The sequence below is a fragment of the Candidatus Phytoplasma rubi genome, from assembly GCF_026821955.1.
GTDB lineage: Bacteria > Bacillota_I > Bacilli_A > Acholeplasmatales > Acholeplasmataceae > Phytoplasma > Phytoplasma vitis.
In genome coordinates this window covers 632879-658390 of sequence record NZ_CP114006.1, presented here as the reverse complement: position 1 = coordinate 658390, position 25512 = coordinate 632879, and the positions used below count along the sequence as shown (strand labels likewise).

General features: G+C 21.8%; 23 protein-coding genes and 1 pseudogene. All 24 read left to right on the top strand.

The annotated features are described in order from the left end of the window. Positions 1–50 precede the first annotated feature (50 nt). The 24 genes and pseudogenes from RS022_RS03655 to RS022_RS03540 all read left to right on the top strand — a co-directional run bounded on the left by RS022_RS03655 (position 51) and on the right by RS022_RS03540 (position 24938). Positions 51–797 carry a YitT family protein gene (locus tag RS022_RS03655; RefSeq protein ID WP_268849807.1) on the top strand — a complete coding sequence of 249 codons (747 nt, stop codon included), beginning with the start codon at positions 51–53 and terminating at the stop codon, positions 795–797. Positions 798–960: 163 nt separating this feature from the next. Continuing rightward, positions 961–2724, top strand: a complete 1764-nt coding sequence (locus RS022_RS03650; RefSeq protein WP_268849806.1) for a nitrilase-related carbon-nitrogen hydrolase — start codon at positions 961–963, stop codon at positions 2722–2724. Positions 2725–2761: 37 nt separating this feature from the next. Beyond that, positions 2762–3910: a tRNA 2-thiouridine(34) synthase MnmA gene (gene mnmA, locus RS022_RS03645; protein ID WP_268849805.1), complete on the top strand. Its 1149-nt coding sequence runs from the start codon at positions 2762–2764 to the stop codon at positions 3908–3910. Positions 3911–3971: 61 nt separating this feature from the next. Continuing rightward, complete coding sequence (locus tag RS022_RS03640; protein WP_268849804.1) at positions 3972–5702, top strand: RelA/SpoT family protein; 1731 nt, start codon at positions 3972–3974, stop codon at positions 5700–5702. Between the two features lie 109 nt (positions 5703–5811). Then, a complete protein-coding gene (hisS, locus tag RS022_RS03635) occupies positions 5812–7077 on the top strand; it encodes a histidine--tRNA ligase (RefSeq protein WP_268849803.1) in 1266 nt (421 codons plus the stop codon). Position 7078: 1 nt separating this feature from the next. Continuing rightward, a complete protein-coding gene (gene aspS / locus RS022_RS03630) occupies positions 7079–8824 on the top strand; it encodes an aspartate--tRNA ligase (protein ID WP_268849802.1) in 1746 nt (581 codons plus the stop codon). Between the two features lie 42 nt (positions 8825–8866). Further along, on the top strand, positions 8867–10135 hold the full coding sequence (tilS, locus tag RS022_RS03625; RefSeq protein WP_268849801.1) for a tRNA lysidine(34) synthetase TilS: 1269 nt from the start codon (positions 8867–8869) through the stop codon (positions 10133–10135). 90 nt (positions 10136–10225) lie between these two features. Continuing rightward, positions 10226–10963: a hypothetical protein gene (locus RS022_RS03620; protein WP_268849800.1), complete on the top strand. Its 738-nt coding sequence runs from the start codon at positions 10226–10228 to the stop codon at positions 10961–10963. 33 nt (positions 10964–10996) lie between these two features. Continuing rightward, a complete protein-coding gene (ylqF, locus tag RS022_RS03615) occupies positions 10997–11848 on the top strand; it encodes a ribosome biogenesis GTPase YlqF (RefSeq protein ID WP_268849799.1) in 852 nt (283 codons plus the stop codon). A 55-nt stretch (positions 11849–11903) separates the two neighbouring features. Further along, positions 11904–12104, top strand: a complete 201-nt coding sequence (locus tag RS022_RS03610; protein ID WP_268849798.1) for a toprim domain-containing protein — start codon at positions 11904–11906, stop codon at positions 12102–12104. A gap of 93 nt (positions 12105–12197) precedes the next feature. Next, on the top strand, positions 12198–12539 hold the full coding sequence (locus RS022_RS03605) for a DNA topoisomerase (protein WP_268849797.1): 342 nt from the start codon (positions 12198–12200) through the stop codon (positions 12537–12539). A 1-nt stretch (position 12540) separates the two neighbouring features. Further along, positions 12541–12885, top strand: coding sequence for a DNA topoisomerase (locus RS022_RS04275; RefSeq protein WP_420885776.1), 345 nt, complete (start codon positions 12541–12543; stop codon positions 12883–12885). 224 nt (positions 12886–13109) lie between these two features. Beyond that, positions 13110–13385, top strand: coding sequence for a DNA topoisomerase (locus RS022_RS03595; RefSeq protein ID WP_268849796.1), 276 nt, complete (start codon positions 13110–13112; stop codon positions 13383–13385). Between the two features lie 156 nt (positions 13386–13541). Next, positions 13542–13862 (top strand): topoisomerase DNA-binding C4 zinc finger domain-containing protein, encoded by a 321-nt coding sequence (locus RS022_RS03590; RefSeq protein WP_268849795.1) that lies wholly within the window; start codon positions 13542–13544, stop codon positions 13860–13862. A 91-nt stretch (positions 13863–13953) separates the two neighbouring features. Then, entirely contained in the window at positions 13954–14910 is a 957-nt protein-coding gene (gene ftsY / locus RS022_RS03585; protein ID WP_268849794.1) for a signal recognition particle-docking protein FtsY, read from the top strand. Between the two features lie 44 nt (positions 14911–14954). Beyond that, positions 14955–16304: a signal recognition particle protein gene (gene ffh / locus RS022_RS03580; protein WP_268849793.1), complete on the top strand. Its 1350-nt coding sequence runs from the start codon at positions 14955–14957 to the stop codon at positions 16302–16304. A 47-nt stretch (positions 16305–16351) separates the two neighbouring features. After that, positions 16352–17203, top strand: coding sequence for a 5'-3' exonuclease (locus RS022_RS03575; RefSeq protein WP_268849792.1), 852 nt, complete (start codon positions 16352–16354; stop codon positions 17201–17203). Positions 17204–17366: 163 nt separating this feature from the next. After that, positions 17367–19055 carry an AAA family ATPase gene (locus RS022_RS03570; RefSeq protein ID WP_268849791.1) on the top strand — a complete coding sequence of 563 codons (1689 nt, stop codon included), beginning with the start codon at positions 17367–17369 and terminating at the stop codon, positions 19053–19055. A 170-nt stretch (positions 19056–19225) separates the two neighbouring features. After that, on the top strand, positions 19226–19807 hold the full coding sequence (gene pduL, locus RS022_RS03565; RefSeq protein WP_268849790.1) for a phosphate propanoyltransferase: 582 nt from the start codon (positions 19226–19228) through the stop codon (positions 19805–19807). Positions 19808–19966: 159 nt separating this feature from the next. After that, positions 19967–21274: an HD domain-containing protein gene (locus RS022_RS03560; RefSeq protein WP_268849789.1), complete on the top strand. Its 1308-nt coding sequence runs from the start codon at positions 19967–19969 to the stop codon at positions 21272–21274. Then, complete coding sequence (gene rsmA, locus RS022_RS03555) at positions 21271–22089, top strand: 16S rRNA (adenine(1518)-N(6)/adenine(1519)-N(6))-dimethyltransferase RsmA (RefSeq protein ID WP_268849788.1); 819 nt, start codon at positions 21271–21273, stop codon at positions 22087–22089. The genes RS022_RS03560 and rsmA overlap by 4 nt, the downstream gene beginning before the upstream one ends. Positions 22090–22244: 155 nt before the next feature. Beyond that, positions 22245–22505, top strand: a pseudogene (gene spoVG, locus RS022_RS03550) (septation regulator SpoVG); the annotation flags it as partial. A 15-nt stretch (positions 22506–22520) separates the two neighbouring features. Continuing rightward, positions 22521–22826: a SpoVG family protein gene (locus RS022_RS03545; RefSeq protein ID WP_420885775.1), complete on the top strand. Its 306-nt coding sequence runs from the start codon at positions 22521–22523 to the stop codon at positions 22824–22826. Between the two features lie 132 nt (positions 22827–22958). After that, the gene (locus tag RS022_RS03540; RefSeq protein WP_268849787.1) at positions 22959–24938 is read left to right on the top strand and encodes a heavy metal translocating P-type ATPase; all 1980 of its coding nucleotides are present in this window, start codon (positions 22959–22961) and stop codon (positions 24936–24938) included. Positions 24939–25512: the final 574 nt, after the last annotated feature.

Sequence of the window (25512 nt, the reverse complement as noted above, 5' to 3'; positions counted from 1 at the left end):
ATAATTTAAAATTTAATTTTATATAAATTACAAATATTAAGGCAATTTAGTTGAATATACAAAATATGATAAATTATAAAAAGATTTCTGATAATGTTTTTTATAAATGGTTTTTTATTATATTAAATGATTTTTTATTAGCTTTTGTTATTTATTTTTTTATTTTAGGTCCTAAATTGAATAATGGTGGTTTAGATGGGTTATCTTTATTAACAGTACAAATTATTAAATTTGTTTCATGTAATAAATTATTATCAGAACCACAAATTTTTGATTTATGGATATTTATTTTTGTTCTTTTTTATAATTTTGTAACTATTTTATTAAGTTATAAATTTTTTGGCAAAGATTTTTGTCAAAAAACGATTTTTTTATCCTTTTTTTTAACTGGTTGTTTTTTTCTTTTAAATTATTTTATAGGAATAGATTTAAGAAAATCGTTTTTATCAATAATTTTTATTGACCTAAACAAAAATGATTTTAAAACATTTATGATATCTACTCTTTTAGGCGGTTTTTTTATCGGTTATACCTTAAGTAATATTCGTAATTTAGGATATAATACAGGCGGAATGGATGTTTTCCAAAAAATTTTAAAAGATATTTGTGGTATAAATTTTATTTTAGTTTTATTGTTTACTGATGGAATGATTGTTTTGTTTTCTTCTTTAATCGAAGACAAAGACGAATTAAAAATTTTTTTTGGTAGAATCTTTTGTTCTTTTTTATCTTTAGTTATTGTTGGTTTTGTAATTGAAAAAAGAGATGTTCTTGAAAAAAATGAAAAACTATTATAATATTTTAATAAATATTTTATATATTTTTTTCTTTAACATATCAAAAAGATATTTTAGATATTTTTACTAAATACTATAAAAATTTATTGAAAAATGATTTATCCAATGTACATTTATAACAATTAAAAATGAAAAAAACATAATTAGAAAGGTTTTGAAATAAATGTATAAAAATAACTCTATCAAAATAGAAATGTCAAGCCCTGATTTATATGTTGGTAATTCATTTAAAAATGCTAAAAGTATTATTGAAGTTTTAAATAAAAGCAAATCAAGTTTGGTTTTATTTCCAGAATTATGTTTAAGTGGTTATTCAGCAGGAGATTTATTTTTCGAAACTACTTTTTTAGAAGAAAATATAAATTCTCTTAATTTTCTTATTAATAATAATTCTTTTAAAGGTGTTTATTTAATTGGGATGCCTTTTTTATTCCAAGAAGTTATTTTTAATGTAGCTGTGGTTATTCAAAATAAAAAAATTTTAGGTATTGTTCCTAAACAAATGATACCTAATTATAAAGAATTTAGTGAAAAAAGATGGTTCCAATCAGGGAAATATATAGATACTAAAATAATTAATTTTTTAGGACAACAAGTTCCTATCGGAAATATTTTATTTGTTAATAAAAAATTTGATATTATTTTTGGTGTTGAAATTTGTCAAGATTTATGGACTATTGAATCACCTAGCGATTTAATGGTTTTGAATGGAGCACATTTGATTTTTAATTTATCTTCTTCTACAGAACATTTTGGTAAAGATCGACTTCGTAAATTAGCGGTTTTAAATCATTCACGTAAACAAATAGGTGGATATTTTTATACTAGTAGCGGTATAACAGAATCTTCGGAGGATAATCTTTTTTCTAATCATAAAATTGCAGCTGTTTTAGGAAAAATTATTGGTGAAAAACATTTAACAAGTTCAGATATTAGTTTGGTAGTAGATGTTTTTATAGATGCTATTAAATATCAAAGAAGAATTGATACAACTTATGCAGATCAAAAAATCGGAAAAGAATTTGTTTTTATTAAATCTTATTTCGAAGTTGAAGAAGTAGATCTTTATGAATTTGAAAAAAATTTTAATTCTAGGCCTTTTTTGGATGATAACAAGGAAGAATTAGAAAAACAATTGAAGTTATCCAATCTTATTCAAGTATTATCTTTGAAAACGAAAATGTCTTCTATATTTAATTCTAAAATTATATTAGAAATGAAAAATAGATTAAATGAAATTTTGATTCTTTTAGTAGTTTTTCAATACTTTCGCGATAATAAAAAGAGTTTACAATATTTAGAAATTATTATTAAAGAATTAAATTATTCTGATGATCTACATATTTTATTTTTAACGAAAAAATTATTAAAAAATTTAGGTATAACTAATGTTAAAATTATTAAAGAAAACGAATTTCCATGTTTAGAAAAACTTTTTAACGATGGATTTAATAAATTGGTTTTAGAAAGCGATAATTTATCAGATTTGGCTGTTGGAAGAATAAATTCTGGTTTCCGTTCAGATAATGTTTTTTTATATAATTTAAATTTAGGTATACCTAATACTTTAATGTCTGAATTAATTCTTTTTCATTTTAAAGAAAACAAAATATTTATTGAAGAAGATATTAAAAATTTCTATTTATCTAAAATAGAAAAATTTTTAAATTTTCAAGTTATTGTAGAAGATTTTATTTTATATCATCATTTAAATAATAGTTTTTCAAAAGAAAAGATAGCTTTTTTAATAGAAAAAACTTTTTTGTTAACTTATCAAGAAAGTTTGTTATTGGTTGTAAGATATATTAAAAATTTTTATCAAAGTCAATATAAAAGAAATAAAATATCTTCTGGACCTAAAATTTTATCTTATAGTCTTTCTTATCGTACAGAATTAAAACTTCCTATTTACATAGAAAGAGAATAGTGTAAATAAAAAATATTTAAAAATTTAAAGGACAAATATGAAAAAAAAAGTAATAATTGGTTTATCTGGCGGAGTTGATAGTAGTGTAGCTGCTTTTCTTTTAAAAAAAGCAGGTTATGAAGTCGAAGGTGTTTTTATGCGTAATTGGGATAGTAGCTTGAATTATGATGTAGAAGGTAATCCTTTTGTTAATAATAATATTTGTCCTCAAGAACAAGATTTCAATGATGCTTTGAAAGTCGCTGAACAATTGAATATTAAATGTCATAAGGTTGATTTTTCAGAGGATTATTGGAATCAAGTTTTTACTTCTTTTTTAAACGGTTTAAAAGCGAATTTAACTCCCAATCCTGATGTTTTATGTAATAATAAAATTAAATTTGATATTTTTGTTAAATATGTTGAGCAATTTAATCCAGATTATATTGCTATGGGGCATTATGCTAGGATTATTTATAAAAACAAAGAAATTATTTTAGCTAAAGCTTTGGATCATGATAAAGATCAAACTTATTTTTTGTCTCAATTAAAAACAGAACAATTAAAAAAAGTTCTTTTTCCTTTAGGAGAGTTGACTAAGGCACAAGTGAGAGAAATTGCTGCTAAGGCAAATCTAATTACTGCTAAAAAAAAAGATTCTACAGGTATTTGTTTTATTGGCGAAAGAAATTTTTTTGTTTTTTTAAATAATTACTTAAAGACTAATAAAGGTCCTATTAAAGATATGAATGGTGTCTTTTTGAAAGAACATGAAGGTGTTATTAAGTATACTATTGGTCAAAGAAAAAGATTAAATTTAAAGGTTACAAAAGAAAACCAATCTCCTTGGTTTGTTGTCGGAAAAGATTTAAAAAATAATATTCTTTATGTAGATCAAAATGCGGAAAGTCCTTATTTATATAGTGATTCTGCTTTAATTATTGATGTTGTTTGGAGAAATTGTGAGGGTAATATTTATAAAAAAAACGCTAGAATGAAAATAGAAGCTAAATTTCGTTATCGTCAATTTAATCAAGAAGTTGAAATTATATTTTTAAATGAAAGTACAATTAAGATTTATTATCCGCAAAAAATTAAATTAGTTACTCCTGGTCAAGTTTGTTCTTTTTATAAAGGAGATTTTTGTTTAGGTGCTGGTATAATAAAAGAAGTTTATTCTCAAAACAAAAAAATGTTATATGTTTAAACTTTATTTTTCTAAATAATTTATAATAATAAAAAAATAGAGAAAGCATAGGTTTATTTGTATGGAAGGTCAATTAATTCAAAAATTAGAAAACGAGGAAGATATTTATAAAAAATTAATGGTTCAAATTAATTCGTATATTACTGATAAATATATTTTAAAGAAAATACATAAAGCTTATTTATTAGCTCAACTTAAACATAAAAAACAAAAAAGAGAAACAGGAGAAGATTTTATTATTCATCCTATTCGTGTTGCTCAAATTTTAGCAGATTTAAAAAGCGAACCTAATACTTTGATGGCAGGATTATTACATGATGTTTTAGAAGATACTGATTTAACTTTGGATGAATTGAAATCTTCTATAGGCGAAGACATTGCTTATATAGTTGAAAGAACAACTAAATTAACTAAAATTGTTTTTAATCAACGTCAAAGACAAATTGAGAATCAACAAAAAATGTTTTTAGCTATGGCTAATGATATTCGCGTTGTCCTTGTTAAACTTTCTGATAGACTTCATAATATGCAAACTTTAAAAATAATGAGACCTGTCAAAAGATTAAGAATTTCGGAAGAAACTTTAACTATTTATGTTCCTTTAGCTCATCGCTTAGGTTTATTTAAAATTAAATCAGAATTGGAAGATTTATCTTTTCGTTATATTAATCCTGAGCAGTATTATCGTATGTCTCGTTTGATTAATATGAAGAAAAACGAAAGAGAAAAATCTATTCAACAAATTATTTATAATATTCGAATTTTATTTGTTCAATCTAATATTAAAAATTTTTCTATTAGCGGTAGAAGTAAAAATATTTATAGCATTTATAAAAAAATGAAACAAAGAAAAGTAAGTTTTGAAGAGATTTTTGATTTATTAGCGATTCGTATTATTGTAGACGAAGTTGATGAATGTTATCGTTGTTTAGGCATTATCCATTCTAATTATTTTCCTTTACCTTTAAGATTTAAAGATTATATTGCTATTCCGAAACCTAATTTATATCAATCTTTGCATAATACTGTTTTATCTAAAGATGGAACTTTATTTGAGGTTCAAATTAGAACTAAAAAGATGGATGAAATTGCTGAAAAAGGAATTGCAGCTCATTGGGGTTATAAAGAAAATAAAATTTATTCTAAACAAGATAAACAATTAGAAATTGCTCAAAAATTAAGATGGTATCAAGAATTAATAAAAATAACAAAAGATTCAGATAATGATTTACATAAAAATTCTCAAAATTTGGTAGATTCTATTAAGAATGATATTTTAACAGAAAATGTTTATGTTTTCACTCCAAAACAAGAAGTTTATGAATTGCCAAAAGGTTCTACTACGATTGATTTCGCTTTTTTTATTCATTCTTCTATTGGTTATAGAATGACAGGAGCTATTGTTAATGGTAAAATTGTTCCTTTGGAATATATATTAAAAAATGGTGATATTATTTCTGTTAGAACTAATAAAAATATTTTTCGCGTTAATAAAAAGTGGTTAAATATAGTTAAAACTTCTTATGTTAAAAAATTAATTAAAAAATTCTTGAATAAAGAAAACATAGAATTAGTGAAAAACGGAAAAGAAATTTTAGACAAAGAATTATATAGTCATAAAATAGATTTTGTCATTGATAAATCTTTTTTAGCCAAAAACTTTAGGAAACAATATATCCAAAAAATTAATGAATTATATATCGCTATCGCTAATAAAAAAATTAATTGTCATTTAGTTATTACTAAAATTAATTCTTTTTTAGAAATGAAAAAAAGATTTCAAAAAAAATAAGAATTTTAAATTAATTAATATTCGATCAAATAGAAAAATTTATTTTAAGTTTATTTTAATTATTTGATATTTAATAAATTTATAGAGGTTTTCATTAAAGAAATTAATTATGAAAAAAATTAAAGGGACCCATGATTTAACATTTGATGAAGTTAAAAAATGGACTATTGTGGAAAATAAAATTAAAAAATATTTAAATAAATGTAATTTTAATGAAATAAGAACACCTATTTTGGAATATAGTGAAGTTTTTCAACGTTCCGCTCAATATTCTGATATGGTTTTAAAGGAAATGTTTCAATTTATAGATAAAAAAGGAAGAAAAATCGCTTTAAGACCAGAAGGGACAGCTTCTATTGTTAGGAGTTATGTCGAAAATAAACTTTATCATTTTAATGAATTAAATAAATTTTATTATTATGGTCCTTTTTTTCGTTATGAACGCCCTCAAAAAGGACGTTATCGTCAATTTCATCAAATAGGCGTTGAAATTATTGGTATTAAAAATTTTTTATCAGAAGTAGAACTATTTTTTTTGATAAATGATCTTTTGGATATGTTAAATTTAAAACAGGCTAAAATTATTATTAATAGTTTGGGAGATTTAGAATCTCGAAAACGTTTTTTAAATGATTTTGTTCCTTATATTGAAAAAAATAAAGATCAATTATGTGATTTATGTTTAAAAAGAATAAAACAAAATGTTATAAGAATTTTTGATTGTAAAGAATGTTCTTCAAAAATTTTTTTACAAGAAGCTCCCGTTATTTTTAATTATTTAACTGATGAAGCTAAAGTTAAATTTAAAATAATTTTAGATATTTTAAAAGAAGCTCAAATTAATTTTGAAACTGATTTTCGATTAGTTAGAGGTTTAGATTATTATACTGATATTGTTTTCGAAATTTCTTTTTTTTCTGATGTTAATCAACAAAATTATATTTTAGGTGGCGGCGGAAATTACAATGAACTTTTAAAAGAATTTAGCGGTCATCGAATTAATAGTATCGGTTTTGCCATCGGCATGGAACGTTTGATGAATGTTTTAGAAGAGAATTTATTTTTTAAAAATTATCAAAAAGAATGTTTAGATGTTTATTTATTTTCTTTAGATGAAGAAATTATTTTAGATACTTTATTTTTGTCTAGAACCATAAAAAAAAATAATATAAAAGCTGAAATGAATTATCAAGTGTTTAATTTTAAAAAACAATTACGCAAAATATTAGATTTAAAACCTAAATTTATTATTTTTATAGGAAAAAAAGAAATCGAAAATAATAAATTTAATATTAAAAATGTTTTTAATCAAAAAAAAGTAATTATAGATAAAAAAGAAATTATTAATTTTTTAAAAGAAGGATTATGTTCATAATATGAAAACAAAATATATTTTTTCTAATAACGAAATAACATTAAAACAGAATGGTCAAAAAGTTTTAATTAAAGGATGGATCGCTAGAAAAAGAAATATAGGTAAGAAAATATTTTTAATTTTAAGAGATTTTTCAGGAATTGTACAATTGGTGGTAGATCATGATCATCATCAATATGATCAAATAGCTTCTTTTAAAGTAGAAACTGTAGTCGAAGTTATAGGATTAGTTCGTGAAAGAATAAATAAAAATTTTAAAATAAAAACTGGTGAAATTGAAATTTTAATTGAAAAATGTAATCTTTTATCTGAGGCTCAAAATTTACCTTTAAATGTTTTTGAACAAACAAATGCTTTAGAAGAACAACGTTTAAAATATCGTTATTTAGATTTGAGAAGAGAAGAACAAAAAAAATATTTAGTCAAACGTCATCAAATTACTCAAAATATAAGAAAAACGATTTTAGATAATGATTTTTTAGAATTAGAAACTCCTATTTTATCCAAATCTATTCCTGAAGGAGCTAGAGATTATTTAGTACCTTCTCGAATTCATCCTTATAATTTTTATGCTTTGCCTCAATCTCCTCAAATTTTTAAACAATTGTATATGTTGTCTGGTTTTGAAAGATATTTTCAAATAGCGCGTTGTTTTCGAGATGAAGATTTAAGATCTGATAGACAACCTGAATTTACACAAGTAGATATTGAAACGGCTTTTTTTGACCAAAAAGAAATTATGACTTTAGTAGAAGAAATTATGAAAAATCTTTTTCAAGATATTCTTAAAAAAGAATTAAAAACTCCTTTACAAAAGATAACTTATGATAAAGCTTTGAATTTATATGGAACAGATAAACCTGATTTAAGATTCGATTTATTAATCGAAGATTTAACATCTTATTTTGATTTAACACAATTAAATCAAAATAATATTAAATCTATAATCAAAGGTATTAAATTGAATATTTCTGATTTCAAAAAATTTTTTTCAAGAAAAAAATTGGATGAATATAAAAACTTAATTAAACAAAATTTCTCTTTGGATTTACATTTTATTCAAAAACAAGATAATTTATTAAAAGGTTATTTAAATAATTATATTAAAGAGGTTTCGTTTTTAGAAGAACAAGAAATTTGTTTTTTTATTTTATTTAATAAAGAACATCGAATTAATGAAGATAATTTGTTAAAAGCTTTAGGTTTTTTAAGAAATGAATTAGCTAAAAATTTGGATTTATATGATTCGAATAAAGAATCTTTATTATGGGTTGTTGATTTTCCTTTATTAGAATTTAATGAATCAGAAAAGAGATATTATGCTATGCATCATCCCTTTACTTTACCTATTGATGTTCAACAATTATATGAGGTCCCTGATAAAGTAAAAGGACAAACTTATGATTTGGTTTTTAATGGTTATGAAATTGGTAGTGGTTCTTTAAGAAATTATCAATCTCAAGTTCAAGAATTTATTTTTAATAAATTAGGTTTAAAAAAAGAAGAAATTGAACAAAATTTTGGTTTTTTCAATGAGGCTTTGAAATACGGAGCTCCTCCTCATGGTGGTATAGCTTTAGGTTTAGATCGTTTAGTGATGTTATTTACTAAAACAAACAATATTAAAGACGTAATCGCTTTCCCTAAAACTCAAAGTGGTCAAGATTTAATGATGCAAAGTCCTAGTTTAGTTGACGAACAACAATTAAATGTGTTAAAATTAAAAAAATTAGAAACAAAAATATAAAATAATAAAAATAGTTTAAAATATTTAAAAGGAATTTAAATTATGATTTGTTTTTCTGCATTTTTCAAATTAGATAAAAAAAATATTTATATTATTTCTGTAAGTGGTGGCGTTGATTCTATGGTTTTACTGGATTATTTATATCATTTACAGTATAATTTAGTTGTGGTTCATTTTAATCATTTGAAACGAAAAGAATCGTTAGAAGATAAAATTTTAGTCGAAAAATATTGTTTTTCGAAAAAAATTCCTTTTTATTATTTTGAATTACAAATAGTAGGACAAAATTTTCAAAATGAGGCTAGAATACTTAGAAAAGAAAAATTAAAACAAATTGCTGAAAAATATAAGACTTTTTATTTAATAACGGCTCATCATTTGGATGATTTAGCAGAAAATATTTTATTCAAAATTTCCCGAGGTAGTTCTTTTTTAGGATATAGTGGCATGCAAACGTCTTATTTTAATGATGGTTTTTATTTTTTAAAACCTTTTTTGTATACTCCAAAACAAAAAATTTTGGATTATGCTTCTGAAAAAAAAATATCTTTTTTAGAAGATCATACTAATTCTTTGAATATATATACTAGAAATAAAATAAGAAATCAAATTATACCTTTTTTCAAAGAGTTAAATAATTTTTTGAAAAATATTCAAAAGTTTCATTTTCAAATGTCGGAAATTAATAATTTTATAAGAAAACAAACTCATTCTTTTTTAGATAAAATAATAGATAAAACTTTTTTCAATTTACAATCTTTTTTAAAACTAGATATTGTTATTCAAAAAGATATTATTTTATTTTTATTGGAAGAAAAAAAAATTGATAAAAATTTTTCTTTGATTAATAATATTGTAAAAGGTTTACAAAATAATAATAAACCTAGTATTCAATGGGATTTGTTATCTAAAGAATGGATATTAGTTAAACAATATTATAAATTTTTTTTGAAACATAGAAATTCTGAAGTGATTTCTAAAAATTTTAAACCTTCCATACATTACGCTTCTGATAAAAATTTTTTATCTTTTTGTTTTGTGAAACAAAAGATATTTTATGATCTAAATCGTCTTCAACCTCCTTTTTTTGTAAGAACTAAAAAAAAAGGCGATATTTTAAAATTTTCTTTCGGAACTCAAAAATTAAAAAAATTTTTTATTAATTCTAAAATCCCTTTAAATGAAAGGCAAAAGATTTGGTTAGTAATGGATCAACAAAATATTATTATTTGGATTCCTAATTTATATTTAAATTCTACCCTTGGTAGAGATAAATGTCTTTATTTGGGTTTAAAGAAAGAAAGTAATTGATTTACTATTATATGTTTATTTTTTTAAAATTTCTTTTTTTATTTTAAAATTAATAAAAGAATTTTTATTTTTATAATTAAGGAGTTTTTAATGGATTTTAGTTGGTTGTTTAGTTGGGATAATTGTAAAATTTTTATTTCTTATTTTGCGGGTTTAATCTCAGGATTTATATTTTTTTCTTTATTATATTTATTTTCTATTTTAAGAAATTTTAATAAAAACATTTATAAAACAGAAAATACAAATGATAAATTATCAAATGAAGATATGAATAAATTAATTAAAGATAAACAAGAAATTTTTCAAAAAGATATCAAAAAGAAACCAGATGATTATATTTCTTTTTTATTAATTAATTGTAAAAATTTAATTTTAGAAGTGTCTTCTACTTTTTATCCTGAGTCTGATTTTCCCTATTTAGAACTGAATATTAAAGAAAGTTTAGCTTTGATTCATTATGTTCATGATAGACTAGATAGTTTATTTAATAAAAAAATTATATTTTATTTTAAAAAAATGACTTTGAGACAAATTTTTGTTTTAAAACAAAAATTAGTAGATCAAAAGTATGTGCATAAATATCGTAAAACTCGTAAAATTTACAATGTTTTTTCAAATACTTTAAATTTATTAAATCCCTTTCATTGGGTTAAAATAACTTTTATGAAAATTTTTTATAATAAAATTATTGTTAAAATAGGATGTTCTATTATTACAATTATGGGAGAAGAAATTTATAAAGTTTATAGTAAAAAAATATTTGAAACTCAAAATATAGATGATATTTTAAAGGAATTAGAACAAGAAATTAAAAATACTAACAAGTAATTATTATAATAAAATAGGTAACGGTGTTTTTTTATGATTGATATTCAATGGTTTCCAGGACATATGTCCAAAACTTTAAAAAATATTAGAAATAATTTAAAATTTGTTGATTGCATTTTGATTCTTTTAGATGCAAGAATTCCTTTTTCTAGTATGAATTTTGAACTTTTAAAACTTTTAAATAATAAACCTTTTTTAATTTTGTTAAATAAAAGTTCACTTGCTGATTTAGATAAAAATAGTTTTTTTCTTGATTTCTTTCATCAAAAAAAATTTTTATATACTTTGAATATTGATGCTAAACAAAAAATTAATATTAATAAGATATATCCAAAAATTAGAGAAATTTTTCAATATAAAGGAATAAAAATCAAAAAATTTTTAAAATTTATGATTGTAGGCGTTCCTAATGTAGGAAAATCTACTTTAGTTAATTGTTTAGCAGGTAAAAAGTTAATGAAAACAGCTAATTTACCAGGAGTTACTAAACAAATTCAATGGATTAATTTAGAAAATAATATGAAATTATTAGATACACCAGGAGTTTTATGGCCTAAATTTAATTATAAGGAAATAGGATATTCTTTAGCTATTTGTGGTTGTATTAAAGAAAATCTTTTCATAAAAAAAGAAATTATCGATTATTTTTTAAAATACTTACAAATAAATTATTCTCTTTGTCTAAAAAAACTTTTTAAATTAACTGATTTAGATTTAGAAACAGAAATTTCATTTCAATTTTTGATGACCAAAACATATAATAATTTTTCTGATGTTGATTATTCGAAACAAGAAAATAATTTATTATTGATGATTTTTAAAAAAATTCAAAGTAATAAAATGCCAAAAGTTAATTATGATCTTAATTTAAAAATTTTTTTATAGATATATAAAGTAAAATAAAAAAAGATATGTAAAAACAAGAAAGTTGATTTTTGTTATGAAAAAACAAGTCGTTATTTTAGAATCTCCTTCTAAAGTTAAAACTATTAGTAGTTATTTAGGTGATGATTTTTTAGTTTTATCTTCAAAAGGACATATTAGAGATTTAGCTGTTTCAGGTCCAGAACGTTTAGGAATTGATATTAAAAATAATTTTCGTCCTGATTATATTATTATTGATAAAAAAACAAACGCTTAAAGAATTGATTCAAAAAAACAAAAAATCAAAAAGTTTTTTTAGCTATGGATCCCGATAAGAGAAGGCGAAGCGATAGCTTGGCATTTATCACAAGTGTTAAATTTAGATAAAAAAGATAAAAATAGAATTTTATTTAACGAAATTACAAAAATTGTTATTCAAAAAGCATTCAAAGTTCCTTCTGTTATTAATAAAAAATTAGTAGATTCTCAAGAAATTATAAGAATTTTAGATAGAATTATCGGTTTCAAATTATTAAGTTTAGTAAAGAAAATTAATGCTCCATCAGCAGGAAGAGTTCAATCAGTTGTTTTAAAATTAATTGTTGAATTAGAAGAAGAACGTAAAAAATTTATTACAGAAGAATATAATTTAATTAGAGTTTATTTTGAGAATTTTCAAGCTAATTTAGTTATTACACCTAAAGAACCATAAAATTAAAGAAGAAGAAGCGCTTCAAATTTTTAATAAAATTAAAGATAAAAAATTTTTATTAGAAAGTATTCAAAATAAAAAAGTTATTAAAAAACCTCCTAAACCTTTTATTACATCTACATCGCAACAAGATGCTTTTCAAAATCTTTCTATGGGAGCTCAAAATACTATGATGACAGCTCAAAAACTTTATGAAGGTGTTGAAATAGATAATTTAAGAATTGGTTTAATAACTTATATGAGGACAGATTTTTTTAGGATTTCTGATGAATTTGGTACCAAAATAAAATCTTTTATTAAAACACAATATGGTAAAGAATTTTTAGGAAACGCTCAAAAATCATAATATAATAAAAATAAAAATATTAGTGACACCCATGGAGCTATTAGAGTAACTGATATTAAAAGAACTCCTGAGAGTTTAACTAAATATTTAAATAAATATGAATTTTCTTTATATAATATGATTTATGAACGTACTTTAGCTAGTTTTATGTCAGATGCTGTTATTAATAAAAATCAATTTTTGTTTAAAGTAGATAAATATATTTTTTAGCCAAAGCCAATGAAATGGTTTTTGAAGGTTATTATAAAGCTTTAAAAGCTTCATTTAAAAATGTTTTTTTACCTTTTTTAAAAATCAATAAAGAATATAGTTATAAAGAGATCGAAATAATTAAAAAAATGACCACTCCACCTCCTCTTTTTACAGAAGCTTCTTTAATTAAAGAATTAGAAAACTTAAAAATAGGAAAATCTTCTACTTACGCTTCAATTATCGAGATATTAAAAAAAAGATCTTATGTTATAATTGAAAAGAGAAAAAAATGGTTTGTACTGGATTAGGAGTTTTAACTAAAGAAACTTTAGATAAATTTTTTTCTTCGATAATTAATGTAGAATATACAGCTCAAATGTAAAACAAATTAGATAAAATTTCTTCTGGTAAATTTGATAAATTAAATTTATTAAAAGAATTTTATAATTATTTTATAGAACTTTATGATATATATAGTTAATCAAAAAATACAAAAGCCTCGTTCTATTGTTACTGAAGCAAAATGTGATTTATGTGGTGCTTTTTTATTAAAAAGAAAAGTTAGATACGGAGATTTTTTAGGTTGTAGTTCTTATCCAAAATGTAAAAAAATTATAAGTTTGAAAATTAAAAAAGAAGAGTTTGTCGAACAAGAAAAATGTGATTTATGTGGTTTTTTTAGTAAAAAGAAAAGGAAGATGCGGAGATTTTTTAGGTTGTGTAGTTCTTATCCAAAATGTAAAAAAATTGTTAGTTTAAACTCAAATTTGAAAAAAGATAAATAAAATAATTAAATAATGAAATTGTTTAAATATTTTTTTATTATAATTTGGCGATTTTTTTCTTTTAAAAAAATATATAAAAAAAGGTGTTTGTATGTTTAATTTTTTAAAAAAATTATTTAAAAAAAATCCTAAAAAAGAATTTTTTTTAGGAATTAAAAAATTAGAATATGATTTTATTCAATGGGTTGATACCGTTTTAAAAACAGAAAATATTAATTTAACTTTATTAGATGATTTAGAAATTTTATTTATTAAATCAGATATCGGAGTTAAAACTTCTTCTTTTTTAATTACACAAATTAAACAAATAATTAAAGAAAATAAAATTTCAAAATCTTCTGAATTATTACCTTTAATTAAAAATGAGATATTGTCTTTTTATCAAAAAGGCGATGACGTTCTAAAACAAAAAGATCTTTTATTGGAAAAAGATGAAACACAAGTTTTTTTGTTTGTTGGTGTTAATGGAGTAGGTAAAACAACAACTATTGGCAAGCTAGCTTATAAATATAAAAAACAAAATAAAAAAGTTTTATTAGTAGCTGGTGATACTTTTAGAGCAGGTGCTATAGAACAATTGAAGATATGGGGAGAAAAAACTAATAACGAAGTTTTTTATAAAGAAAATAATAATTTTGCTTCAAGTTTATTTTTTGAAGCTTTAACTTATGCCAAAAATAAAGATTTTGATATAATTTTATGTGATACCTCTGGAAGATTAGAAAATAAAGTTAATTTAATGAAAGAATTAGAAAAAATTAAAAAAGTTATTCAAAAAATATATCCTAAAGCTCCGCATAAAACTTTTTTAATTTTAGATGCTATGATTGGACAAAACGGATTAAAACAAGTTGAATTATTCAATAAAATAGTTTCTTTAAGCGATATTATTTTAACTAAATTTGATGGAATCGCTAAAGGCGGATTAATTTTAACTATTAAACATATTTATAATTTACCAACTAAATATATAGGTATCGGAGAAAAATTAGATGATTTAATATTTTTCGATATTAATCAGTATATTTATGCTTTATTTGGTAATTAGTTTTTTAAGATTAAAATTAATAAGAAGAGGATTATAAAAATAAAATGAGTTTTTTAAGCGATGGTTTTTCTAAAATTATAAATAAAATAAGAGGAAAAAAATTTATTAGTTCTAAAAATATTGAAACGATAATGAAAGAAATTCGTTTATCTTTACTTGAAGCCGATGTAAGTTACGAAGTTATTACTGAATTTAATGAATTAATAAAGCAAAAAACTTTAGGACAAGAAGTTATTAAAGGAATTAAACCTCAAGAACAAGTTATTAAAATTATAAAAGATATTTTGACAATTATTTTAGGTCATAAAAATACCGTTTTAAGTTTAGATAAAAAATTAAATATTATTCTTTTGATGGGATTACAAGGAAGCGGAAAAACTACAACTGCTGGTAAATTATCTTTTTGGATTAAAAAGAAAATGCAAAAAAAAGTTTTATTAATTGCCGCTGATATCTATAGATTTGGAGCTGTAGAACAGTTAAAATATATTGGAGAAAAGATAGGTATCGAAGTTTTTAATCAAAAAGATAAAAAAGTTTTGGATATTGTTGAAAATGGTATAAAATATGCTGAACAAAATAATTTTGATGTAGTTATTGTTGATACAGCGGGACGTTTGACTATTGATACCGAAATGATAGAAGAAATAAAAAATATTAAACAAAAAGTTAATACGTCTGATGTATTAATTGTAGCTGATGCTCTTTTAGGTCAACAGTCTGTGAATATAGCTAAGAGTTTTCATGAACAAATAGGAGCTACAGGGATTATTTTAACCAAAATGGATTCTGATACTAAAGGTGGAGCTGCTTTATCGATGAAGTATATCACTAAGTTACCTATTAAATTCACTTCTTCTTCAGAAAAACATAACGATGATAATTTTGAAATTTTTTATCCAGAACGTATGGCTTCTAGAATATTAGATATGGGTGATATTTTAACTTTAATTGATAATGTAGAAGATAAAATAAATACAAAACAAGATAAAAAAGTTTTAGATAGAATTTTACAAGAAGATTATAATTATAATGATTTAATAAAACAACTTAAGTTGTTAAAAAAATTAGGTTCTATGAGTAAAATGTTAAGTTTTATTCCAGGGATCAATTCTAAAATCAAAAAAATGCCTTTTTTAGAAAATGATGTTATTCAAAAATTTCAAGCTATTATTCAAAGTATGACCAAAGAAGAAAGATTGAAACCTAAATTAATTGAAAATAATAATAGAAGAAGAACTAGAATTGTTAAAGGTTCAGGAAGTGAGCCAACTGACATTAGTCATTTAATAGAATTTATTAAAAAACAAAAACAAATATCTAAACAAATGAAGAATTTAGATTTAAATGATTTAAATAATCCTGAAGATTTATTGAATAAATTTTTAAATTAAAAATGATTTTTTCGTTTATAAATATTTGTTTTGGAGAGAAATAAAAAATGCGTAAATTAGTTTTAGTAGATGGTAATTCTTTGGTTTTTCGAGCTTATTACGCTACTTATTATAAAAACAAAAAAATAATGCAAAATAAAGAAGGACAAGATGTAAATGCATTAATAGTTTTTATAAACATGTTTAGAAAAATTTTGGAAAAAACTGAAGATTATATTTGTGTCGCTTTTGATTCTAAATATAAAACATATAGACATAAATTTTACGAAGGATATAAACAAAGTCGTGTTAAAACTCCTGAATCTTTGATTAATCAAATTCTTTTAATTAAAGAATATTTAACTTTGTCAGGCATACATCATTGTTCACAAGATGGTTACGAAGCTGACGATATTATCGGAACTATTGCAAAACAAGCAGGAAGAAATAATATTTCTGTTCTTATTTTTTCTAGTGATAAAGATTTTCTTCAATTAATAGATTCTAATATTACAGTTTGTTTAATTAAACAAGGTTTAAAAAATGTTATTTATTATGATTCTCAAACATTAGAGAAAGAATTTTGTTTGAGGCCTAATCAAATGATTGATTTTAAAAGTATAACAGGAGATAATTCGGATAATATTAAAGGAGTTCCTTCAATAGGACCTAAAACAGCTTTGAAATTATTGAATCAATTTGATAATTTAGAAAATATTTTTGATAATTTAAATAATTTAAATTTAAAAATAAAATCTAAATTAATTCAATTCAAAAAAGAAGTTTTGTTAAATCGTCATTTAGTTATTATTAATAAATCAGTTCCTTTATCTTTTGATTATACTCAAACTAAAATTCAAAAAAAACCATTTTCTGTATTATATAATTTTTTGCAAAAATATAAATTAAAACAAAATTAAATCTTTTAAAAATATAAAAAAATTTTAATTTCTATTCAAAATTTTTAAATTTTAATTTTCATTCAAAATTTTTTTATATTTTTTGTTTAAATGATTTTAAATATAAGTTGTTTTAAAAATATATTTTTATTTCTAAAATAAAATATAAAAGGAGAGATATAAAATGAATTGGCAACCACAAATCTTTGAAAACCCTCAAGGAAATAAACCGATACCACCGCCATTATCACCTAAAAAAAAAAATTTAAAATATTATTTATCAATAGTTCAAATAATTGTTAATATTGTTTTTTATATTTTAATGATTTTCTTTTTTTCTGTTGGCATTAGTTCGATATCAAATATTAAAAATGTTGATGTTTTAAACGATTCAGATAAAAAATGGGCCGAAGATAAAATAATTAAAGAAAATAATCTTACAATTAAAGATGATTTTCAAAGTTCTAAGTTTGTTAAAAAAGACATGAATGAATTAATAGATAATATTAAAAATAAAAATCAAGATATTCCCAGAGGATTTTTGTTACATGGGCCTCCTGGTACAGGTAAGACTTATTTAGCTAAGTGTTTAGCTGGTTCTTTGAGAAAAAATGCATCTTTTTATGTTGTTAATGGTTCTGAATTTGTAGAAAAATATGTAGGTGTAGGAGCCGCTCGTATCAGAAAACTTTTTAAAACAGCTAGAGAAACAGCTTTTAATAAGGGTCAAAGGTATTTTTTTATTTTTATTGATGAAATAGATTCTATAGGTAGAAAAAGAAGTTCAGAAGGAAATACAAATATTGAAATAGAAAATAGTTTGAACGCTTTATTATCAGAAATTGATGGTTTTAATTCTGGAGAGGGTAAAAGCAGACCTCCTTATGGAATTGTTTTTGGTTCTACCAACAGAAAAGACTTGTTAGATGAAGCTTTGATTAGAGAAGGACGTTTAGGAAAACATATTTATTTAGGCCATCCTAATCAGGATGATATTCGAAATCTTCTTGAATATTTTATTAAAAAATATAAATTTTCATTTAAAGAAGAAGAAAAAAAAAATTTATCTCATTTTTTATCAAAAAATAATTTTACTGCTTCAGGAATGAATTCTTTGATAAAAGAAGTAAACAAATTAGTTAATAAATCAAATAATAATGAAGTAACAATAGATAATTTTTATGATGCTTGGGATGAAGTAGTTTTAGGACCTAAAAATACAGTTCCCAGAAATGATTTAGATCAAGATAGAATTATTATACATGAATTAGGACATGCTGTTGTATCTAAAGCTTTTGGTTTTAAAGTACATCGTATTAATGTCGAGTCGAGAGGTGACAAAGGCGGTTATACATTATTTTTACCTAATGATAATAAAGATATAAATTTATTAACTCGTGATGATTTGCTTAAAAGAATTATTATATTTTTAGGTGGAAGAGCAGCCGAATCAATTTTTTACGAGTCTGTTAGTATAGGTTCTTGTGATGATTTAAAAAAAGTTCAAATGATTGCTTCAGAAATGATAGAAAAATTGGGAATGTTCGATTCTGAAGGTAACAAAAATATTTTTGAAAACAAGTTTTTAGAACAAGATACAAAAAATAATGAAAAATCAGAATTACTTAAATTGGTAGCTAATGAACAAGAAAAAGAACAAAAAATTTGTAATATTATTAGTAATTCTTACAATATAGCTCGTGATATTATCAAAAATTATTTTTTAGACCCAAAACATATTAAAAAATGGAAATATTTAGAAAAATTATTACACACTTATTCAAATAATAAAATAAATAATGAACAATTCGAATCTGATATTGATCAATTCGACCCTAATGATAATACAGGTTCCTTTTTTGAATTTTTGTAATTTAAATTATTGATTTTATTTACATTATTATATAATTTAAATATGATAATGATTTTTTTGATTATTTGTATATAATTTAATAATTTTTTTATTAAAAAAATAATATTAATTAAATCATTCTAGTTAAAAAAATAAAAATAAATTAAATAGAAATTAGGATATGTGAATTTATGAATTTAATACCAATAGGAGTTTCAGGAAGGCATGCACATTTATCTCAAGAAACTCTTGATATTTTATTTGGTTCTAAAAATTATAAATTAACTTTTTGTAAAAATTTAAAACAAAAAGGGCAATTTGCTGCCGAAGAAAAAATTGATGTTATGAGTTTATCAGGACAAATTTTAAAAAATGTTCGTATTTTAGGTCCTGTAAGAAAATTAGATCAAGTAGAAATAAGTCAAAGTGATAGCTTAAGAATTAAAATGCAAGTTCCTGTTAGATCTTCAGGAGATATTAAAGGTTCTGCTCCAGCTATTTTAATAGGACCTAAGGGACAAGTCGAAATTAAAGAAGGTGTAATTATAGCTGATAGACATATTCATTTTTCACCACAAGAAGCTAAGGAATTTAATGTTGTAGATAAACAAGTAATCAATATTAAAATTGATGGTATTAAATCTGGTATTTTAGGAAATGTTTTATGTCGTGTAGATGAAAGTTTTTCATTAGAATGTCATTTAGATACTGATGACGCAAGTGCTTTTTTGTTAAAAACAGGTGATTCAGGACAATTGATTTCCGAAATTTAAATTATTTAAATATTCTTATTTAATAAATAAAATTTTTATTATAATAATGCGTAATAAATAATTAATTTATATATTCGATTTTGTTCAATTTTTAGAAAAGTTTTAGATTTTAATGAGATAATAATTAGGATGATTTATCAGAAAGAAGTTTATTAAATATTGACTAATAATAAAAATAACACAACATTTATAGAATATCAAAGACCTAAAAAATTAAAAAAACCTGAAGTTTTTAATGATGCTATTTATGGTTATATATATATTGATTATGATTTTTTAGAACAATTAATTAATACTTTTCCTATGCAAAGATTGAGGAGAATTAAACAATTGAGTTTTGTCAATATTGTTTTCAGTTGTGGTGAAAATTCTCGTTTTATTCATAGTTTAGGAGTTTATGAATTAGCTAGAAGATTTTTAGACAAAAATAATAGTATTTTAAAAGGCATATTTACTCATAGAGATCAAATGCTTTTATTAACTACAGCTTTATTACATGATGTAGGCCATGGTTCTTATTCTCATGTTTTTGAGGAAATTTTCGAAACTAATCATGAAAAAAAAAGTGCAGAAATAATTGAAAAACATTCTCAGATTATTGATATTTTAGATAAACTAGATCTGAATTTTAAATATGATGTTGCTTCTATAATTAAAAAAGAAAATAAATTTAAGTTGATTGAACAACTTTTAACAAGTCAATTAGATTTCGATCGTTTAGATTATTTAAAAAGAGATGCTTTTTTTGTGGGTGTAAGTTATGGTTATATTGATTCCGAACGTTTAATTAGGAGTATGGAAATAGATAAAAAAAATAATAATATTGTGTTCAAAAAAAGCAATATTTCTGTTATAGAAAATTATTTAATTAGTCGTTATCATATGCATTCTATAGTATATAATCATTCGAAAGTATTAGGATTTTCAGTTATTTTTAGAAACATTTTTAAAAGACTTCTTTGTTTATTAAAAGGAAATTATGAATTTCAAATAAATAGGGAAAATAATTCTAATAGTATTCTTTCTATTTTAAAAAAATTTCAGAAAAATCCTGATGATATTCAAGCTTATTTGGATATTGATGATTTTTATATAAATACTTTAATCTTTTATTTAAAAGATGAAAAAGATCAAATTTTATCTGATTTATGTTTTGATTTTTTAAATCGTAAGATTTGGAGTTGTTTAGAAAATAATTCTAAAAAAAATAAAGAACAAATTGAAAAAATTAATAATTATTATGGCGATAATAAAGAATATTATACTTATGACAAAGATATTTCGTTTATTATTTATAATAATAAGGATGAGAATATTGGTGAAAGTATTTTGGTTTATAAAAAAAATAAATCGCAATTCAAAGTTTTTAGTAAAGAATCACCTATCATTAATAATGTTGTTTTAAATAAGAAATCAGGAAAAAAACAAAATAAATCAAAATTTTTTTATAGAGAATATCAAGAATGAAACAAAAACATATATTTAAAAAAAAATATGGACAAAATTTTTTAAGTGATGTTAATTTATTAAAAAATATTATCCAAAAAGCTGATTTAGAGAATAAAAATGTTGTTGAAATTGGTCCAGGTAAAGGCTCTTTAACTCGTTTAATATTGCCTCAAGCTAAAAAGGTTTTAGTTTATGAAATTGATTCTGATTTAAAGAATTTTTTAGATTTTGATGAAGAATCTAAAATTAATATTATTTATGATGATGTTTTATCACGTGATTTATTAGAAGATTTTAAAAAATATTTTCAAAAAGAAGAAATAGTTTTGATTGGCAATTTGCCTTATTCTATTTCTACTTCTCTTTTATTTAAGATTTTATTTATACCTCAAATCAAAACTTTTACTATTATGATTCAAAAAGAATTAGGGTTGAGGATTATATCTAAGGAAAAAGAAAAAAATTATAATGCTTTAAGTGTTTTAGTACAATCTTTAACTCGTATTATTAAAATAAAAGTAATAAAAAAAAATATGTTTTTTCCACAACCTAAAGTTGATGGTATTGTTTTGAGATTTGATAAATTTGATTTGAATAATGAAGAAAAAGAATTTATTGAAAAAGATTTTTATCGATTTGTTAAAGCTGCTTTTCAGCAAAAAAGAAAAAATTTACTTAATAACTTAAGTAAAAATTTTGATATTGATAAAAATGAAATTTTAAATTTTTTTCAAAAATATAATATTTCTAAAAATATTAGAGCTGAAGAAATTAGTATTTCAAGATTTAAAGAAATAACAATGCTTTTTTTAAATTTTTTTAATTTTAAATAGAAATTAAAAAATTAAAAAATATAAAGTTATATAAAATATTAAAATAAAGATGTTATTTTTTAATAAATATGTTAACATACTTTATAGTATTAAAATTATATTTAAATAAATATAAAATAAGATAAATTATTAATAAGGGATAAATATATATTAAAATGCAAGTTACTTACGTAAGAATAAATTTATATACTAATAAAAATAGATTAAAAGCTGTCGCTTCTATTACATTAAATAATTGTTTTGTAGTTCATAATATTAAAGTTATAGAAGGCGAAAAAGGTCTTTTTATCGCAATGCCAAGTACAAAAAATTCCAAAGGAATTTATGTAGATATTGCTCATCCTATCAATAGAGAAACAAGACAAATGATTGAAGAGAAAGTTAATAAAGCTTTCCAAGAAATGGTTGATAAAGAAGAAAGCAAAATGGAAATGGGAACATTTGAAAATACAGATAGTCAAATCAATTTTCAAGTTACAAATGTTAAAGTGAATTTATATCCTAACAGTAAAACTAGATTAAGAGGTAAAGCTTCTATTACATTAAATGATTGTTTTGTAGTTCATGGTATTAAAATTATCGAAGGTGAAAGAAGTTTGTTTATCGCAATGCCAAGTACAAAAAATTCTAAAGGTGTTTATATAGATATCGCTCATCCAATTACTCAAGAAACAAGACAGATGATTGAGGAAAAATGTAAAAAAGTTTTTCAAGAAGTAACAGAAAATAATTTTTAATTAGAAGGAAATACAAATAGAGGATGATTTTTAATCAGTTTCATAAAATTAAAAATAAATTTTTAAAAAAACAAAATTGTTTTTAAAATAGTGATTTTATAAATTCTTTAGAAAGATAATATTATAGTTATAATGAATAGTACTTTGAAAGAAAAAGAATTTGAAAGTCATAAAAAATTTATTTATTTATTTTTTATAGGTATTTTATTTTATTTTTTATTTTTTATTCCTTTAGAATTTGGAATTACTTTTGGAATGGATGATTCAAAATCAAATTTTTCCAAAATATTTTTAGCAATTTTTATTTTATTTTTAACTGGATACCCAGTTATTAAAGAAGGCTTGATTAAAACTTACGAACAAACAAAGAAAAATCGAAAATTAACTTTTAATGTTCATATTTTAATGATTTTGGTTTCTTTTTTGTCTTTTTTTATGAAACATTATAATGAATCTATTTTATTGATTATTATTTTCGGAGGAGCTCATTTTTTAGAAGAATATGTCGAAAATAAAAATCAAAAGGATATAAAAAAACTTTTAGATATAAAACCAAAAAAAGCTAGATTATTAAAAAAAAATAATGATTACGAATTGATAGATGTTTCTGATTTAAAAATAGGCGATCGAGTTATGGTTTTGAATGGTGAACAAATACCTTCTGATGGTGTTATTGTATTAGGTCATTCTTCTATAGACGAATCGGCTATTACAGGCGAAAGTATTCCTTTAGAAAAAAAAAAAGGTGATAAAGTTTTAGGTAGTAATTTGAATTTAAGTAATACTTTGATAGTTGAAATTACTCAAACGGAAGATAAAAATATTTTTTCTGAAATAATTAGATTAACTGAAAAAATTCAAAACAATGTTTCTAAAAAAGCTTCTTTCATTAATAAAATAGCTCCTGTATATATTAAATTAATTATATTTGCTATTTTAGGGTTTATTGTTGTATCTGGAATATATAATTATTGTGTTTATACTGAAATAAAGTTTAAAGAAATTTTATTGAAAAGTATGATTTTTTTAACTGTTGCTGCTCCATGCGCTTTAGCTGTTGCTGATATACCAGCTACTTTTTCGGCTATTTCTAATTTAGCTAAAAAAGGAGTTTTATTAAAAAATGGAAAATCTTTAGGTATTTTATCTGAGGTTCAAACTATTGTTTTTGATAAAACAGGCACTTTAACGCAAGGAAAAATTGAAGTTAAAGAAGTTTTTTTTAATTCAGAAATATTAGAAAATGAAAGAAAACAATATTTAGATATTTTATGGACGATGGAAAAAGATTCAAATCATCCGATAGCTTTTTCAATACAAAAATATTTAAAAGAAAATTTTGATTTAAATTTTTCTTTAAAATTAAAAACTACTAATTTAATCGGAGTCGGTATTGAAGCTTTCGATAAAAAAGATAATCATTATAAAATAGCTAAATATGATATTTTTGAAAAAGTTCCTACTAAAATAGAAGAAAAAACTCAAGAATTTTTGAATCAAGGTCAAACAGTTATATATTTTAGCCATAATGATAAAATTATTATGATTATTACTATAATTGATATAGTTCGTAATGAATCTAAAGAAATTATTGAGTATTTTAATAAAAATAATGTTAATACTATTATGCTGACAGGAGATAACAAGCAAGTAGCAGAAGCTATTTCTTCTGATTTGAATCTGAATTATGTTTTGTCTAATTGTTTGCCAGAAGATAAAGTTAAATATATTAATGAAATGAAAGAACAAAAACATATTGTTGCTATGGTTGGTGATGGAGTTAATGATTCTCCTGCTTTAGCTACTTCTGATATTTCAATAACTTTACAAGAAGGTAGCGATGTTGTTATTGATATTGCGGATATTGTTTTAGTTAAAAATGATTTAAGAAAAATAATATATGCACATAAGTTGTCTAAAAAACTAAATAAAGTAGTATGGCAAAATATTATATTCGCTTTTTTTATTATAATAGTATTTTTTTTAATTAATATTTTCTTTCAATTACCTTTACCTATAGCAGTTATTGCTCATGAAGGAAGTACTTTATTAGTTATTTTGAATTGTTTAAGATTAAGAAATGATATCGAAAAAAAAACATTAAATATTTAATTATAAATATAGCTTAGTTATTTATTAACTAAGTTTTTTTTATAATTAATTTGCTAATTTTAATTATAAAGGTAATAAATTTAATATAAGAGTATTTAATTTGTATTTTAAGTTTAATAAATTATAAATTTTGATTATACAATAATAAAATCAAAATTTTATATATTTACTTATAAATAATTAATGTGTCGATTATGATAATAAAAAAAATAAAAAAATAGATAGCAAATTTTAATAAAATAAATAGGTTCAATTTTAAAAATATAATACCCAAATATATAAAAAGAATATTGTTTAAAGGTTAATAAAATGATGTTTAGAACTATTTGTTTATGAGAATATGTTTGAGAAATTTGCTTGTACGTTTTAGATGAGGAGACCAGTTTGTAATAAAATCGATAAATACAAATACTTGACATAAACGCATCTTTATTTTAAAAATAATTAATAACCAAAATATAAAAAATACTTACATATAAAAATTAGTTATCTTTTAATAATAAATAAGTTATTATTAAAAGATATGATTAAAAAAATATATTTTAAAATAATTATTTAATTTTATTAAGTTTAA